Annotated in this window: 18 protein-coding genes; 17 read left to right on the forward strand and 1 reads right to left on the reverse strand. The window is 41.1% G+C overall.

Features of this window, described 5'->3' with window-relative positions; all coding sequences use genetic code 11:
* Positions 1-80: 80 nt before the first annotated feature.
* Positions 81-329, reverse strand: coding sequence for a ferredoxin (locus tag BA1_RS16265; RefSeq protein WP_008361239.1), 249 nt, complete (start codon positions 327-329; stop codon positions 81-83).
* A gap of 267 nt (positions 330-596) precedes the next feature.
* Between BA1_RS16265 and BA1_RS16270 the strand changes: the two genes are divergently transcribed.
* From BA1_RS16270 to fni, 17 genes are all read left to right on the forward strand, one after another.
* A complete protein-coding gene (locus BA1_RS16270; protein ID WP_008361241.1) occupies positions 597-1,649 on the forward strand; it encodes a YpbB family protein in 1,053 nt (350 codons plus the stop codon).
* Positions 1,642-3,150 (forward strand): RecQ family ATP-dependent DNA helicase, encoded by a 1,509-nt coding sequence (locus tag BA1_RS16275; protein ID WP_008361242.1) that lies wholly within the window; start codon positions 1,642-1,644, stop codon positions 3,148-3,150. The genes BA1_RS16270 and BA1_RS16275 overlap by 8 nt, the downstream gene beginning before the upstream one ends.
* Positions 3,147-3,788, forward strand: a complete 642-nt coding sequence (locus BA1_RS16280) for a CPBP family intramembrane glutamic endopeptidase (protein WP_008361243.1) — start codon at positions 3,147-3,149, stop codon at positions 3,786-3,788. The genes BA1_RS16275 and BA1_RS16280 overlap by 4 nt, the downstream gene beginning before the upstream one ends.
* Entirely contained in the window at positions 3,733-4,491 is a 759-nt protein-coding gene (locus BA1_RS16285; RefSeq protein WP_008361244.1) for a LysM peptidoglycan-binding domain-containing protein, read from the forward strand. The genes BA1_RS16280 and BA1_RS16285 overlap by 56 nt, the downstream gene beginning before the upstream one ends.
* A 61-nt stretch (positions 4,492-4,552) precedes the next feature.
* Positions 4,553-5,005, forward strand: a complete 453-nt coding sequence (locus BA1_RS16290) for a DUF2663 family protein (RefSeq protein WP_008361245.1) — start codon at positions 4,553-4,555, stop codon at positions 5,003-5,005.
* An 86-nt stretch (positions 5,006-5,091) separates the two neighbouring features.
* Complete coding sequence (locus BA1_RS16295; RefSeq protein WP_008361246.1) at positions 5,092-5,880, forward strand: metallophosphoesterase; 789 nt, start codon at positions 5,092-5,094, stop codon at positions 5,878-5,880.
* Between the two features lie 164 nt (positions 5,881-6,044).
* Positions 6,045-6,623 (forward strand): genetic competence negative regulator, encoded by a 579-nt coding sequence (locus BA1_RS16300; RefSeq protein WP_008361247.1) that lies wholly within the window; start codon positions 6,045-6,047, stop codon positions 6,621-6,623.
* 196 nt (positions 6,624-6,819) lie between these two features.
* Positions 6,820-8,094 (forward strand): Glu/Leu/Phe/Val family dehydrogenase, encoded by a 1,275-nt coding sequence (locus BA1_RS16305; RefSeq protein WP_007500982.1) that lies wholly within the window; start codon positions 6,820-6,822, stop codon positions 8,092-8,094.
* A 125-nt stretch (positions 8,095-8,219) separates the two neighbouring features.
* Positions 8,220-9,191 carry a YpdA family putative bacillithiol disulfide reductase gene (locus BA1_RS16310; protein WP_008361248.1) on the forward strand — a complete coding sequence of 324 codons (972 nt, stop codon included), beginning with the start codon at positions 8,220-8,222 and terminating at the stop codon, positions 9,189-9,191.
* Between the two features lie 154 nt (positions 9,192-9,345).
* On the forward strand, positions 9,346-10,002 hold the full coding sequence (prsW, locus tag BA1_RS16315) for a glutamic-type intramembrane protease PrsW (protein WP_008361249.1): 657 nt from the start codon (positions 9,346-9,348) through the stop codon (positions 10,000-10,002).
* Between the two features lie 132 nt (positions 10,003-10,134).
* Complete coding sequence (sleB, locus tag BA1_RS16320) at positions 10,135-11,043, forward strand: spore cortex-lytic enzyme (protein WP_008361250.1); 909 nt, start codon at positions 10,135-10,137, stop codon at positions 11,041-11,043.
* A gap of 16 nt (positions 11,044-11,059) precedes the next feature.
* On the forward strand, positions 11,060-12,409 hold the full coding sequence (ypeB, locus tag BA1_RS16325) for a germination protein YpeB (protein ID WP_008361251.1): 1,350 nt from the start codon (positions 11,060-11,062) through the stop codon (positions 12,407-12,409).
* Between the two features lie 102 nt (positions 12,410-12,511).
* Positions 12,512-13,159, forward strand: coding sequence for a flagellar brake protein (locus tag BA1_RS16330; RefSeq protein ID WP_008361252.1), 648 nt, complete (start codon positions 12,512-12,514; stop codon positions 13,157-13,159).
* Positions 13,160-13,222: 63 nt separating this feature from the next.
* Complete coding sequence (locus BA1_RS16335) at positions 13,223-13,405, forward strand: DUF5359 family protein (RefSeq protein WP_008361253.1); 183 nt, start codon at positions 13,223-13,225, stop codon at positions 13,403-13,405.
* A 71-nt stretch (positions 13,406-13,476) separates the two neighbouring features.
* A complete protein-coding gene (gene cmk, locus BA1_RS16340; RefSeq protein WP_008361254.1) occupies positions 13,477-14,154 on the forward strand; it encodes a (d)CMP kinase in 678 nt (225 codons plus the stop codon).
* A gap of 223 nt (positions 14,155-14,377) precedes the next feature.
* Positions 14,378-15,529, forward strand: coding sequence for a 30S ribosomal protein S1 (rpsA, locus tag BA1_RS16345; RefSeq protein ID WP_008361255.1), 1,152 nt, complete (start codon positions 14,378-14,380; stop codon positions 15,527-15,529).
* Positions 15,530-15,543: 14 nt separating this feature from the next.
* Entirely contained in the window at positions 15,544-16,611 is a 1,068-nt protein-coding gene (gene fni / locus BA1_RS16350; protein WP_008361256.1) for a type 2 isopentenyl-diphosphate Delta-isomerase, read from the forward strand.
* Positions 16,612-16,713: the final 102 nt, after the last annotated feature.

A 16,713-nucleotide genomic window follows, 5' to 3' on the forward strand; every position in this document is an offset into this window, starting at 1 on the left:
TGAGCACCGGCACGCAGGACTGACAAAGAATGCGAGGGTTTGTCTACACGCTGAAAGCCCCTGTATAAGGGGCTTTTATACTATTCATGCTTAAGTGGGTCACCATCGAAAGATTCGTCCGCAACTTTAATTGAGTCAGTTGGGCATCCTTCGAATGCATCAAGCATATCTTCTTCAAGCACTTCTGGAACTTCTACAGTCCCCTGATTGTCATCGAGTGTAACAAATGCAATGCCTTCATCATCATAATCATAAATGTCTGGAGCAGCTGCACCGCATGCGCCGCAAGCAATACATGTGTCTTTGTCTACAATTGTATATTTTGCCATGTTAAAAAATACCTCCCAGATTGTTCGATGGAACAAATGGTTTAACCTGTTTCGTTTCACCGATAAAAAAACAATTTCCTCAAACCTTATTGTAATGATTTTAAATTCACATTTCAACTGTAAAGTGATTGAGAATGCTTATCATATAAGGGTTTGTTCATAACTTTCCCCCATTAATTGAGTTTAAACATTTCTTCTTCTAAGAAATCTGTTAAAATAAAGGGAGAAAATATTCGAATTTTGTCAGGAAGACAGGTGCTTTGATGAATGACGATTCATTACTTGGATGTCGTGTTGATGGACAGCGTACATAAATTGAACGGCGAACGCTCCATTAGTGCTGTCTACCATCTTTTTAAAGGGAAAAAATCATCACAAACGATACAGGATGCAAGTTTGTTTCAGCTTTCCAGCTACTTCGGCTGTTTTCCGGGTTTTACGCGGGATCAATTGAATCGCTCTGTGCAAAAGCTTCAAGAGAAACACTTCATCAGAAAAACAGGGGATACATTCATTGTCACAGATGCAGGAAAGTATATGCTAAGGCAGCATTTTTCTAAAAAACCGATGCCCCCTTATTTTCACGGTGCCAAGTATCATGATAAAGCAAAGATGCTATGGGTGAGGTTGTCTTTACTTGTTCAAGTTCTTTCCCATCATGCGGCGCAATCACATCAATATGTGCCAATTCAAAGGGATATATCGGTTCAAAGCTGGACGAAATCGTTTTTAAAACACTTCCGCCAGAAGAAAGAGCTTTCTGAAGGTCTGCATCATGAACTTGATACGCTCCTTGATCGTTTAAGTGATCAAGAGGCACTCCTCTTTGTCTATTCATTGACTTCACATGAAAGAATCGGGCGTACGTACCAGCAAATGGCTGAATGGCTGAAAGAAGATGTGTGGTATGTTTACCTGCTTTTTTGGAATGTGCTCCATTATTTTATTCAATCTGCACAAAAAGGTGAGGCGCCGATCATGCAGCGTATGATAGATGACCTTGAATTCAAACGTGTGCTAACCACCTCCACCCACAAAACACTTGAGCTTGTGCAAAAAGGGTTTAGTATTGATCAAATAGCCCACATTCGTTCTTTAAAAAAGGCAACGATTGAAGACCATATTGTGGAGCTGTCCATCCATGAGCCGAGTTTCTCAATAGAACCTTATGTCAGCAGCGAGGAGCAGCAGGCGATCCATGAGATAGCCTTTCAGCTTCAAACGAATAAACTGAAGCTGATCAAAGAAAACCTCGAGCATCCGTTTACTTATTTTCAAATACGATTGGCACTGACAAGGATGGTGAAAGCAAATGGATAAGCTTCATCAAACACTCATGAGATACTTTGGATATAGCGCGTTTAAAGTGGGGCAAGAGGATATTATTCAAAGTGTACTTCATCAAAAAGATACAGTTGCCATGCTCCCTACTGGCGGCGGTAAGTCACTTTGCTATCAAATTCCCGGCTATATGACAGAGGGGCTAGTTCTCATTATTTCGCCGCTTTTATCGCTTATGGAGGATCAAGTGGAGCGAATGAAAATGCGCGGTGAAAAGCGAGTGGCGGCGCTTAACAGTACACTATCTTTTCATGAAAGGCGACATATCATTCGGCATCTGCCATCATATAAATTTTTATTTGTCGCACCTGAGGCGCTCATGTCAGATGCGCTGTTGCAGCAGCTCAAATCGATGCATGTTGGTCTATTTGTCGTCGATGAAGCGCACTGCATATCAGAATGGGGACATGATTTTCGTCCTGAATACTCCAAGCTCGGAGAATGGAGAGAAGCGTTAGGTCATCCTATCGCCTTAGCACTGACGGCAACTGCGACAAAGCAGACCTTAAAGGATACTGTGCAAACTTTGCGGCTACAGCAGCCAGACTTTCATATTCACTCAGTGAACCGGCCTAACATTGCGCTAGTGAAGGAAGTGCATGAAACGAAAGAAACAAAAGAAAAACGAGCACTTGAGCTTGTGGAAACCATTCAAGGACCTGGCCTGATTTATTGCCCGACCCGGCAAATGACAGAGGATATCGCTCTTTTGGTTAAACAAAAAACGCATCAACGTGTAGAGTTTTATCATGGCGGAATGGAGGCAGGAGACCGCATGCTGATTCAGCAGCAATTTATCAGCGGTCAAATTGATCTGATTTGCTGTACAAGTGCCTTTGGCATGGGAATTGATAAAGCAGATATACGGTTTGTGATTCATATGAGCCCGCCGCAATCAATAGAAGCATTTATGCAGGAGATTGGAAGAGCGGGACGGGACGGAAAAAGTAGTGTGAGTGTTCTTTTATATACAGAAGAGGATGCCGATATTCAAAGTCATTTGATTCAAGCTGAAGGCTTTGACGATCCAGAAATTGATTTTTTCTTGGCTCAATTATCTCAGGTGCCTACAAATGATGAAAAAAAATTACGTGAACGATTGATGGAAGCGGGGCTACAGGAGACGCGTGCGAGGATGCTGACACATTATTACATGATGCACCAATCTGAACAGCCTCGAGTGCTTTTGGAGAATCTGAAAGAAAAGCTGCAGGATAGACAAACAGAAAAGCTCAAAAAAGTGTGGCAGTTTAAAGAACGAATCACTGATCATAGCTGCTTTAGACAATCTCTATTATCATACTTTGACGAACAGCTTGATCAAGCGGAGGAGTCTTCCTCTGGCAACTGCTGCTCTTCTTGCGGACTTGACCTGTCGGATTATGAAAAAAAAGATCAACCATTGGAGCTGAATGAAATGAAACACTGGAAGACCGAGCTGGAGCGTATGTTTCATCTGACAAAAGAGGCGCAGCATTGATTGAACAACATCGCCGTATTATTGAAAAATTAACCGATCGACAAGTAGTAGAACAGCTGTATTTCACGCAGCTGCTCATGCTTATCGTTTCTTTTTTATTAGGCATTTTTATGTTTGATCATTGGACTGATTTTACGGCACTTTGGCAGATGCATGATATGCGGATACTCACTTATGGAATTGGCGGCGCCTTGGTTGTCATAATTGTGGATGTCATTGTCATGAAGGTGTTTCCGGCTCATATGTATGATGATGGCGGATTAAATGAGAAAATGTTCAAAAACCGCAGCGTACTGCATATTGTTTGGTTAACACTGCTCATTGCCTTTTCAGAGGAAATTCTATTCCGAGGGATCGTTCAGCAGCAATTTGGACTTGAGATTGCCAGCATGGTGTTTGCGCTTCTCCACTTTCGCTACCTGTCAAAAATACTCTTGTTTATCCTTGTGGTTTCTATTAGTATTTTTTTAGGACTTTTATACGAGTGGACGGGGAATTTATTTGTTCCTGTCATGACACACTTTGTCATTGACTTAGTCTTTGCTTGTCAAATTCGTTTTAAATATTGGGGGAGGGATGAACATGGAAGAGATGTCGAGAATAAAGAGAAAAAAGCAGCAGCTGACAAACATCCATGATGATGTAGAGGAAATCCTTGAGGAAAAAGTGCATCCTTCAGATGACTCTCACTTTCCTACACGAGAAGATTTCCATGAATATAAAAAGCAGCGCACGAAAAAAGTACGTAATCCACTGTTTACGACACTTGCTATTATCTTTCCTATCATTGTCGTCACTGTGCTATTTCTTTTGATGTATTATGCGTCAAACGGAATCAATGATCACAACAATCAAGGTGTATATATCGATAAAACTTCAAGTGCTGACACAGACCCAGTGCCAACCGCACTTGCTGAAACAAAAAATGACTCGGGCGCTGATCAAGCGGCGTCTGACGATGAGAAGAAAAAGAAAGAGGCAGAAGAAGAAAAGCAGCGATCAAAAGAAAAAGCAGAGCAAAAGAAAAAAGAACAAGCTGCTAAAGAGAAGGAAGAGCGCGAGAAGGCCGCAGCTGCAAAAAAACGTGAGCAGCAGCAGCTGGCTTTGCAAAAGCAGCAGGAAGAGAAAAAGCGAAAAGAAGCGGAAGAGAAAAAGAAGCAGGAAGAAAAGTCAGTTCGTGTTGTGCAGCATACTGTTGGTCCTAAAGAGAATTTGTACCGAATTTCCATGAAGTATTATAAGAACCGTTCGGGTGAAGAGAAGATTAGAGCTTATAATCATTTAAAAGGAAATAGTGTATACAGCGGACAAGTGTTGAATATTCCATTAGAAAATGAATGATCTGACATGAATCAATGAACAAGCACATACATATGTAGAAAAAAGGGACAGGGTGTATGTGATGACATTACACGCAATCAGCCGCTATATGGATCAGCCAACACAGAAAATGATTGAGACATTGATCAAAAGAAAGCACAAATACGAGGGCTTTGCCAAACAGTGCAAAAGGTGGCAGTGGACAGCCCTTTTATCTTTAGCGATTCTTCTGTTTTATTTTGTGATAACAGCGAATACTGGGGGTTCTCTAGAGCCAGAAGCGATGATTGCCACACTGCTCGGTCATGAGGTGTTTCTGTTTTGGATCATGGCTGAAGTGTTTGCGTTTTACGCATCATATTATTATAAGAAAAAAGAAGAAAAGGCTGAGGATGAATATCATAAGCTCAGATGTGAGATTATACAAAAAAGCACAGATTTATGGCCTCAATCAAACCAGTGGAAAGAGCGTGAAGCCGTTTTTCACTTCATGCAGAAGCAATATGACATCAATCTCTATTATGAAAGTAAATAAATGAGAAAAAGACGTTTAATAGTTGAAACGTCTTTTTTCATTCAAGCGTCTTATGAAAGAAAGATGATAAAAGGGAGTCATTCATAATGAAATATGCCATCGGATTTACTGCTGCCATAGCGGCTGTTACGACAGGTGTGTGTGTAACAGCGAAAATGATGAAAACGGCAAAACAAAACAACATCAAAAAGCATTACTTTACAATAGAAGCACTTCAATCAGATAGACCCGCAGTCATTTTCTTTATTTCTGATACGCATCGCCGCCTAATTAGTGAGACGTTATTGGCAGAAGTAGAGCAGGAGCAGCCAGATGTCATTATGATCGGTGGGGATTTAGCAGAAAAAGGTGTGCCTTATGCAAGGGTTGAAGAAAATGTGAAGCGGTTATCAAGAATGGCGCCGGTGTATTTTGTTTGGGGCAACAATGATCATGAGCTCCATCAGCAAAAGCTAAAAGAGATCCTTCATTCCTATCATGTCACGACATTGCAAAATGAAACGGCTGTGTGGAATTTTGAAGGCCAGCCCATTAAAATAGGCGGAATTGATGATATTCGGCTTGAAAAAGCAGATTATGAAGCGATTCGACCGGAGTTTGTTAAAGAAGATGTGAATATTCTCTTATCACACAATCCAGATGTGCATCACTTGATGAGTGAAGAAGAGGGCATTGATCTTGTGCTAAGCGGTCATACCCACGGGGGACAAATCCGTATCGGGAAATTTGGACCGTATGAAAAAGGGAGAACTGGCCAGGTCAAAGGCGCTTTCTTTCTGATTAGCAATGGCTATGGAACAACAAAAATTCCAATGCGACTTGGGGCAGAACCAGAAACGCATCTGATCTATTTAATGCCGCTAAAAACTCGCTAACTTGATGCCCCCTCAATATTTTCCATAAAAGTCACCTTAAGCATCGCTTCATGCTTGTCTTCCGTCTTGACACAGTGTAAACTGAATACAAAATTAAGAACCTATGACTCATCATCTCATATACTACAGTATGATGTGTGTTAGAAGAGGCAGGAGGGAACGTTATGCGACTGGAGCGTCTGAATTATAATAAAATCAAAATTTTTCTCACACTAGATGACCTGACAGACCGAGGTCTTACGAAAGAAGACCTTTGGAAAGATTCGTTCAAAGTTCATCAGCTATTTAAAGACATGATGAACGAAGCGAATCAGGAGCTCGGTTTTGAAGCGAATGGACCGATTGCAGTTGAAGTATTTTCTCTTCAGGCGCAGGGGATGGTCGTCATTGTGACAAAGAGTCAGCAGGAAGATGCTGATGATGAGTTTGATGAAGATTACATTGAGATGCAAGTCAAGCTCGACGAGAGTAAGCATGTGCTCTATCAATTTGCTTCGTTTGAAGATGTGATTCAACTGTCCCATAGTTTAAGTCGTATTGGACTTTTAGGGGGTACAGTTTACCATTATGAAGGTCAATATTTTCTCAGCCTAGATGATTTTGAAGAACTGTCTGCTGATACGGTCATTTCCATTTTAGCGGAGTTCGGATCTCCTACGACATTAACCATTCACCGGCTAAAAGAGTATGGAAAAGTGATCATGCAGGAGGATGCAGTGAAAACGATTCAAATGTATTTTTAATCACTCTTTTCTATTATATTTAATACTGTTGTGTTGAAACAACAGTATTTTTTTATATCCTTTTTTATATTTATAAACGCTGATATTTTATTTCGATAAAAAACGCTTTTTACCTTTGCTTTACCAGTACGAAGGTGTATACTATTGCTTGAAAGGGAGCAGTAGATCATGAAAGATTTCTAGGGGGTTTATTTTAATGGCAGCCGATCAAAACGCCGCTCATAACGCAGAAGATAAGCTAGATGTTTTAAAGTCAACTCAAACCGTCATACATAAAGCGCTTGACAAATTGGGCTATCCGCAAGAAGTGTATGAATTACTGAAAGAGCCAATTCGTCTATTAACGGTCAAAATCCCAGTACGTATGGATGATGGATCGGTGAAGATTTTCACTGGTTATCGCGCGCAGCACAATGATGCTGTCGGTCCGACAAAAGGCGGAATTCGATTCCACCCAAACGTTACTGAAAAAGAAGTAAAAGCGCTTTCAATTTGGATGAGTTTAAAATGTGGTATTGTGGATCTTCCTTATGGCGGAGGAAAAGGCGGTATTATCTGTGATCCAAGAGAAATGTCATTCAGAGAGCTTGAAAAACTAAGCCGCGGCTATGTTCGCGCAATTAGTCAAATCGTTGGGCCAACAAAAGATGTTCCAGCGCCAGATGTATTTACAAACTCTCAAATCATGGCATGGATGATGGATGAATATTCTAGAATTGATGAATTTAACTCGCCAGGATTTATTACAGGAAAACCAATTGTTCTTGGAGGCTCGCATGGACGTGACACTGCAACTGCAAAAGGTGTGACGATCTGCATCAAAGAAGCGGCGAAGAAAAAAGGAATTGACATCAATGGGGCTCGTGTTGTCGTACAGGGATTCGGAAATGCGGGAAGTTACTTGGCTAAATTCATGTATGATGCCGGAGCGAAAATCGTAGGAATTTCAGATGCTTACGGCGGTTTGTATGATGAAGATGGTCTAGATATTGACTACTTGCTTGACCGACGTGACAGCTTTGGAACCGTCACTAAATTATTTAACGATACAATTACAAACCAAGAGCTGCTTGAGCTGGATTGCGATATCTTAGTACCAGCAGCCATTGAAAACCAAATTACAGAAGATAATGCGGCAAACATTAAAGCTAAAATTGTCGTAGAAGCAGCAAATGGACCGACAACACTGGAAGGAACAAAAATTCTTTCAGATCGCGGTGTACTGCTTGTCCCAGACGTACTTGCAAGTGCGGGTGGAGTAACTGTTTCATACTTCGAATGGGTGCAGAATAACCAAGGGTTCTACTGGACTGAAGAAGAAGTCGAAACTCGTTTAGAAGATATGATGGTGAAATCATTTAATAATATTTATGAAATGGCGCAGAACCGCCGCATTGATATGCGTCTTGCCGCATACATGGTCGGCGTACGTAAAATGGCTGAAGCTTCTCGATTCAGAGGCTGGATTTAAGCGGCTTATTTGCATCACGCCTAAAAATCTCCTATCCTTAAATAGGAGATTTTTTTTATGTAATGGCACAAAGAATCAAACAGCCCAGCCATTGTTATTGCAGTGAAACGACAGGAGTGGAACAAATGAAACAAGAAAAAGCGATCATAATAGGAGGCGGCCCGTGCGGTTTATCAGCTGCCATCGCATTCAAGCAAATCGGCATTGATGCACTTGTGATTGAAAAGGGGAATGTGGTCAACAGTATTTATCATTATCCCACACACCAAACCTTCTTTAGTACAAGTGAAAAGCTTGAGATCGGTGATGTCGCTTTTATTACTGAAAACCGAAAGCCCGTTCGCATTCAGGCGCTTTCCTATTACCGAGAGGTGGTCAGACGAAAAAACCTGCGTGTGAATGCCTTTGAAAAAGTAAACGCTGTGACGAAAAAAGACGGCCGTTTTACCGTGAGTACATCAAAAGACGACTATACATGTGACTATGTCGTGATTGCTACTGGGTATTATGATCACCCAAACTATATGAATGTCAAAGGGGAAGACCTTCCTCATGTGTATCATTATTTTAAAGAAGGGCACCCGTACTTTGATAAAGATGTGACGGTCATCGGCGGGAAGAACTCTAGCGTCGATGCCGCCCTAGAACTTGTGAAATGCGGAAGCAGGGTCACGGTTTTGTATAGAGGGACTGAATATTCCTCCAGCATCAAACCTTGGATTTTACCGGAGTTTGAAGCACTTGTCAGAAATGGAACCATTCGAATGGAGTTCGGTGCGGAGGTCAAGGAAATCACAGAAGAAGATGTTGTCTTTACAAATCAACATGGTCAAATAGAGCGTGTGAAAAGTGATTTTGTATTTGCGATGACAGGCTATCATCCCGATCATTCATTCTTAGAAAAAATGGGTGTCACGATTGATCAAGAATCAGGCCGCCCAGCATTTAATGAACAAACGATGGAAACAAATGTAGAAGGTATTTTCATTGCAGGGGTCATTGCAGCAGGAAATAATGCCAACGAAATTTTCATTGAAAATGGAAGATTTCATGGCGGGCTGATTGCAGAAGAAATCAACAAAAGAATCAACGGGTAAAAAAAGAACTGGATCCTTTTAAGGGATTCAGTTCTTTTTAGGTAAAATGGGATTATATAGAAAAATATTTTGTGGAAAATGGGCTCGAGTCATATAAAAAAGCGGAAAATCATGGTACGATAATAAAGGATAATGTAGGGAAAGAGGTCTGATTATGATCGCAATCATCTCAGCAGGTTTAGCTCCCGGCATCGCACTTTTAAGTTATTTCTATTTGAAAGATCAATACGACAATGAGCCGGTTCACATGGTCATCAGATCTTTTATGCTAGGTGTCATACTTGTGTTTCCAACCATGTTTATTCAGTATGTCCTCCAAGAGGAACATATTGCCACGAATCCTATCTTGATTTCATTTGTGACGTCGGGTTTTTTAGAGGAATCATTAAAATGGTTTATTTTAATGGTCAGCGTTTATGCACATGTGCAGTTTGATGAACACTATGACGGGATTGTCTATGGAACAAGTGTCTCACTTGGATTTGCGACACTTGAAAATATTCTATACTTAGTCGTTCATGGGGTAGAATTTGCGTTTACACGGGCCTTGTTGCCTGTATCAAGTCACGCTTTATTCGGTGTTGTGATGGGGTTTTATATAGGTAAAGCTCGTTTCTCTGAAAAAAAAGAGCAGCGCAAATGGCTGATCCTTTCTTTAATACTTCCTGTCCTTTTTCATGGCTTATATGACTTCATTCTTCTTGGCATGAAAAATTGGGGATATATTATGCTGCCTTTCATGATTTTTTTATGGTGGTTTGGTCTACGGAAAGCCAAAAAAGCCCGTGCAGTGAAGATGGTACAAATGTAAATCGGAAAACGTCCTATATGTCATTAGGGCGTTTTTTTGTTTTTTCATCCAATTCAATCCTGTGATGAATGTATAAAAATAGGGATCGGAAGAAACATATATTCAAACATCAAAAGTACAGGAGGATCAAATATGGACAAAGCTCGTTTCATGAAACAAATCGTCCTTATCTTTTCAATCGTTCTTCTCGCATCTTCACTGATGACAGCTGAAAAAAGTGGGGCTTTCACTAATCAAGTGATTCAGCGGGGAGCTACAGGAGAAGATGTAGTCGAGCTGCAGGCAAGGCTTCAATACAATGGCTTTTACAACGGCAAAATTGATGGTGTATATGGCTGGGGCACGTACTGGGCCGTTCGCAACTTCCAAAGCCAGTTTGGTGTAAAAAAAGTTGATGGACTCGTAGGGGAACAAACAAAAAGCCTATTAGTTCAAAAGACGAAATACTATAAAGAGTTTGTACAGCAGCAGCTGCAAAAAGGGAATCAGTTTACGCACTATGGAGGGAAACCCCTTGATCAGCAAACAAAGGCTCCTGCGCAAAGAAACACGCAAAAAAAGACAGCACAAGGAGCAAAAGGGAATCAAACAAGTCAAAGCGGAGGCAGCAGCTCATCTGGGAAGTCTGGAAATGGGCAGGCAAATCAAGCGCCGAAACAAACCGCAGCCAACATGCCAGGTGGTTTTTCCAGCAATGACATTCAGCTTCTTTCACAAGCTGTTTATAGTGAAGCAAGAGGTGAACCATATGAAGGGCAGGTGGCTATTGCTGCCGTCATCTTAAATCGTTTGAACCACCCAACCTTTCCAAATACAATCGCTGGTGTCATTTTTGAACCGCTTGCGTTTACAGCTGTGGCAGATGGACAGTTTTATATGACGCCAAATGAAACCGCTAAAAAGGCCGTGTTTGATGCCATTAATGGCTGGGACCCATCTGAAAGCGCCGTCTATTACTTTAATCCTGATACAGCAACAAGCCCATGGATTTGGGGAAGACCACAAATTAAACGGATCGGGAAACATATTTTCTGTGAATAAAAAGAGGTGTAAATAAATGATCAGAGGAATATTGATTGCTATTTTAGGAATTGCTGTCATCTCAACAGGCTACTGGGGCTATAAAGAGCATCAAGAAAAAGACGCAGTGCTGCTTCACGCAGAGAACAACTATCAAAGAGCATTCCACGATTTAACGTATCAAGTTGATCAGCTGCACGACAAACTTGGGGCGACACTTGCGATGAACAGCCAAACATCTATTTCTCCAGCACTTGCAGATGTATGGAGAATGTCATCAGAAGCGCATAACAATGTCAGTCAGCTTCCGCTCACATTGATGCCTTTTAACAAAACTGAAGAATTTCTAGCGAATGTCGGAGACTTTAGCTACAAATCGTCTGTTAAATCTTTATCAGATGAACCACTAAACAAAGATACGCATAAAAGCATTACAGCTTTATATGATCAAGCGGCAGATATTCAAAACGAGCTTAGACAGGTGCAACATCTCGTACTTAATAAAAATCTAAAATGGATGGATGTTGAAATGGCGCTGGCTGACGGCGATCGAAAGAACGACAACACCATCATTGACGGATTAAAAACCGTTGAGAGAAATGCAGATGCGTTTGCAGATGTTGATCTCGGTCCTACAAATGTGTCAACTGAATCAGAAACGCAAGGCTACAACCACTTAAAAGGTCAAAAGATTTCAAAAAAAGAAGCGATTCGCATCGCCCAGCAATTTACACCGGATCATAACCAAGATTTTAAGGTGAGAAAAAGCGGGAGTAAAACGAATCGTGATGTATACAGCCTGTCGATGTCAGACCCAGACAGCCAGGCAAACTTTTATTTGGACTTGACTGAAAAAGGAGGTCATCCAGTCTATCTTCTTCAAAATCGAGAAGTGAAAAAACAAAAAATCAGTTTAAATGATGCCTCAGAAAAGGCTCTAAGTTTCTTAAAAAAGCATGGTTTTGATACCGAATCATTTCATTTAGATGAAAGTGCGCAATTCGATAATATCGGTGTATTTACCTACGTACCTCTACAAAAAAATGTACTACTTTATCCAGATAGTATTCGGATGAAAGTCGCTTTAGATGATGGAGAGATCGTTGGGTTCTCAGCGAAAGATTATTTAGTCAATCATAAAAAACGGGACATAAAAGCCCCTAAAATCTCTCGAAAAGAAGCTGAAAAGACGCTGAACAAACACGTGAAGATCGAGGATACGCATCTAGCCATCGTTCAAAATGATATGTCAGAGGAAGTTCTGTGCTATGAGTTCCTAGGAACCATTAAAAACGACACGTACCGGATGTTCATCAATGCAGATACTGGAAAAGAAGAAAGAGTAGATAAACTGAAAAATGCGGAACCTATATATAAAGACCTATAAAAAAGGAAACGAGGAAAAGGCTAATAAGTCTTTTCCTTTTGTTTTATACATGGTTTAATATAGGAGAGGATACGATTTCACAGATGAAAAGAGTGATGAGGAATGTTACAAATAGGGGATGGAATCACAATTGAGTATGTCAATGAGAACAAAGAAGTAAAAACAGCAAAATCGAAGGTTTTGGAAAATAATAACGATCATATTTTCATTAATTATCCAGCTGATAAAGAGACGGGGCGCACAATTTACTTAAACCAGCAAACTGAAATCACTGTCTTCTTTTTCGATGAAAATCAAATTCCGTACAAATGTACAAGCGAAGTTATCGGAAAAAGAAAAGAAGATATTCCAATGATTGTTATTTCGATTCCACCAAAAGAAGAAATGGTTCGGCTGCAGAGAAGAGAATACCTTCGAGTGGATACGATGCTGAAAGCTACGATCACCCAAAATGATGTAGAAACCTTTGACACATTTATCGTGAATATAAGTGCAGGCGGTGTAGCAATTGCTGTTCCAGAAGGTGTCGCACTACAAGAAAACGGTGAAGTAGTCACAGAGTTTGAACTTCCGCTTAAAGAGCCAGTGAAAATTAAAGCGGTTGCAGAAATGAAGCGTGTATATGAAGATGAACAAACTGGCAAAACAAGAGCGATCATCGAGTTTACTGAATTGACGAATGATCACCAGCAGTACATCATGAAGTATTGCTTCCAGCAGCAGCTGTTAACTCGTCTGAAAAAAGTATAAGAATAAAGGTTGTCAAAAGCTTCCATACTAGAGTGGAGAGAATCTAGCGTGGAGGCTTTTTGTATGAAAACTTTAGAAAGATGGTTATTCAAAGCGGTGCTCATTCAGCTTGTTCTGCTATTAGCCGTTCAGATCACCCTTCACTTGACGAAAGGAGAATTATTTTTGTCAAAAGTCGTGCAATACGAGGGTGTGAATAACATGAGCATTGAAGATTGGATTGAGACGTTTAAGCAAAAGGATTGATAGAAAATTCCCCCGTTTGAGCGTTGATCGTGTTACAATTCATAAGGGAGATTCAATCAAGGAGAGGTATTATGAAAAAGAAATTATCTATCGCAATTGACGGTCCTGCAGCAGCAGGAAAAAGCACTGTGGCAAAAATTGTCGCAGCGAAAAAATCATATATTTATATCGATACAGGTGCGATGTACCGCGCGATTACACTTGCGGCACTCAATCAAGGCGTAGACCTTGAGGATGAAAAGGCACTTGATGCGTTACTGAAAAAGACAGTGATTGAACTTGTGTCAACGGACGAAGGTCAACAAGTACATTTAGACAAGATCGATGTCACAGAAGACATCCGAACTGACCGCGTGAGCAACCAAGTATCTGTTGTCGCAAAACATAGAGCTGTCCGAGAGGAAATGGTCCGCAGACAGCAAGAGCTTGGCAAACGAGGCGGTGTCGTCATGGACGGAAGAGACATTGGCACACACGTTCTTCCAGATGCCGAAGTGAAAATTTTCTTGCTTGCTTCAGTAGAGGAGAGAGCAAAACGCCGTTTCGAAGAAAATCAGAAAAAAGGCTATGACGTCAATTACGACCAGCTGATTGAAGAGATTGCAAGACGTGACAAACTTGATTCTGAGCGGGAGGTATCACCGCTGAAGAAGGCTGATGACGCCATTGAAATTGACACAACTTCCCTTTCCATTCAAGAGGTAGCATGTAAAATTTTAGATGCAGCAGAGCGTGTAGAAAAACAGTAAGAAATTTTAGAAAACTTTTATAAGTTAGAGGTTTATCTCTTGACAAACAAGTTCTTTTATTAGAAGTTTATACTAATACTATTTTTATTGATCATTCAAGCAATTATGTTGATTTGAATGTTTCTATAATACATATTCGGCTGGCAATCATCATGCTAAGGACACATATTCGCTCAGTCGTTTTAACTAAGCTGTGTAGGTTTGGACCAAGGAGGTTATCGAAATGACAGATGAAATGAATCAAATCGATGTTCAGGTACCAGAGGTTGGAGATGTAGTGAAAGGGATTGTTTCTAAAGTTGAGGACAAGCATGTTAATGTGGATATCGTCAATGTGAAACAACCTGGGATCATCCCAATCAGTGAATTATCAAGTCTTCACGTTGAAAAAGCATCAGATGTCGTGAAAGATGGCGACGAGTTAGAGCTTAAAGTAACAAAGGTCGAAGACGATGCTTTGATTTTATCGAAACGTGCTGTTGATGCAGACCGCGCTTGGGAAGACCTAGAGAAAAAGTTTGAAACAAAAGAAGTATTTGAAGCTGAAGTAAAAGACGTTGTGAAAGGTGGTCTAGTTGTCGACATTGGTGTACGCGGATTTATTCCTGCATCTCTTGTTGAAGCACACTATGTCGAAGACTTCACAGACTACAAAGGAAAAACACTCTCACTTGTCGTGGTAGAACTTGACCGCGAAAAAAATCGTGTGATTCTTTCGCATCGTGCAGTGGTTGAGCAAGAGCAACTAGATAAGAAGCAAGACTTCCTGCAAAAGCTTGAAGTAGGCAGTGTGATTGATGGAAAAGTACAGCGCCTGACTGACTTTGGTGCATTTGTTGACATTGGCGGCATTGATGGATTAGTTCACATTTCTCAACTATCCCATGCGCATGTTGAAAAGCCATCTGACGTTGTTGAAGAAGGCCAGGAAGTGAAAGTAAAAGTACTTGCTGTTGACCGCGATAACGAACGTATCTCACTATCTATTAAAGAAACATTACCAGGACCTTGGAGTCAAATTGGCGAAAAAGTACAACAAGGTGATGTGCTTGAAGGAACCGTTCAACGTCTTGTGAGCTTTGGTGCATTTGTTGAAATTCTGCCAGGTGTAGAAGGACTTGTGCATATTTCCCAAATCTCACATAAACATATTGGTACTCCTCAAGAAGTCCTTGAAGAAGGGCAGACGGTGAAAGTGAAAGTGCTTGATGTAAATGAAGATGAAGAGCGCATTTCACTAAGCATTCGTGAGCTAGAAGAAAATCCTGAAAAACAAATCGAAGAGGATTATCGTCAATATCAGGCGAAAGAAGAAAGCACAAGCGGATTCCAGCTTGGTGACCTGATCGGTGATAAACTCAATAAACTAAAATAATTTGGTGATTAAAATTGACGCGAGCAGAAAGAAAGAAACAGCATATTGAGCATGCTTTGTCGACTGGCCAGCATGCAGCAACAGGTTTAAAAGATGTTTCCTTCGTTCACGCCAGTTTACCAGATCTTGCGACATCACAAATTGATACACATACGACAATTGGCGGACTGACTTTCGGTTCGCCAATTTTTATCAATGCAATGACTGGTGGGGGCGGAGAATCAACCTATGATATCAATCGCTCTTTGTCTATCGCAGCGAAGGAAACCAATATACCAGTAGCGGTTGGATCACAAATGGCTGCGCTGAAAGATAAAGAGGAAAGACGTACGTATGAAGTCGTTCGAAAGGTCAATCCAGATGGACTGATTTTTGCCAATTTAGGCAGTGAAGCGACCATTCAACAAGCCCGGGATGCTGTCGACATGCTGGAGGCAAACATGCTCCAAATTCACTTAAATGTCATCCAAGAGATCGTGATGCCTGAAGGGGATCGTGATTTCAGGGGGGCTGTTGAGCGAATTGCAGCCATCGCTGAGTCGATTGGCGTGCCTGTTGTCGTAAAAGAAGTCGGATTTGGCATGAGTAAGGAAACGGCAAAGAAGTTATTCGATGCAGGAGTTGCAGCCGTTGATATTGGAGGATTTGGCGGAACAAACTTTTCTAAGATCGAAAACCTGCGCCGCCAAAAAGCACTTCGCTATTTTGACCAGTGGGGTATTCCAACTGCAGCGAGTCTTGCTGAAGTACATACAGCCTTTCAAGATCAGACAGTACTAGCCTCTGGAGGCATTCGAGATGCACTGGATGTGACCAAATCAATCGCTCTTGGCGCATCTGCCGCTGGGTTAGCTGGCTTTTTCTTAAAATCGCTGACGAGCGGGGGAGAAAGTGCTCTGATCTCTGATATCATCGATCTACAAGAAGATGTGAAAATGATGATGACAGTCCTTGGCGTGAAAACCATCGAGGAGCTGAGACAAGCTCCGATTGTCATTACGGGGGAGACGAGTCATTGGCTGAAAGAAAGAGGCGTGGATACGACGTACTATAGTTTAAGATCTAAGGAAAGAGGCATGTGATCATCACATGCCTTCAGCGTGTAGACAAACCCTCGCATTCTTTGTCAGTACTGAGCGCAGGTGATAAAGTATGTCCACTTAGATAAGATACGTTTTTAGTAC

The sequence above is a fragment of the Bacillus xiamenensis genome (assembly GCF_000300535.1).
Taxonomy (GTDB): Bacteria; Bacillota; Bacilli; order Bacillales; family Bacillaceae; genus Bacillus; species Bacillus xiamenensis.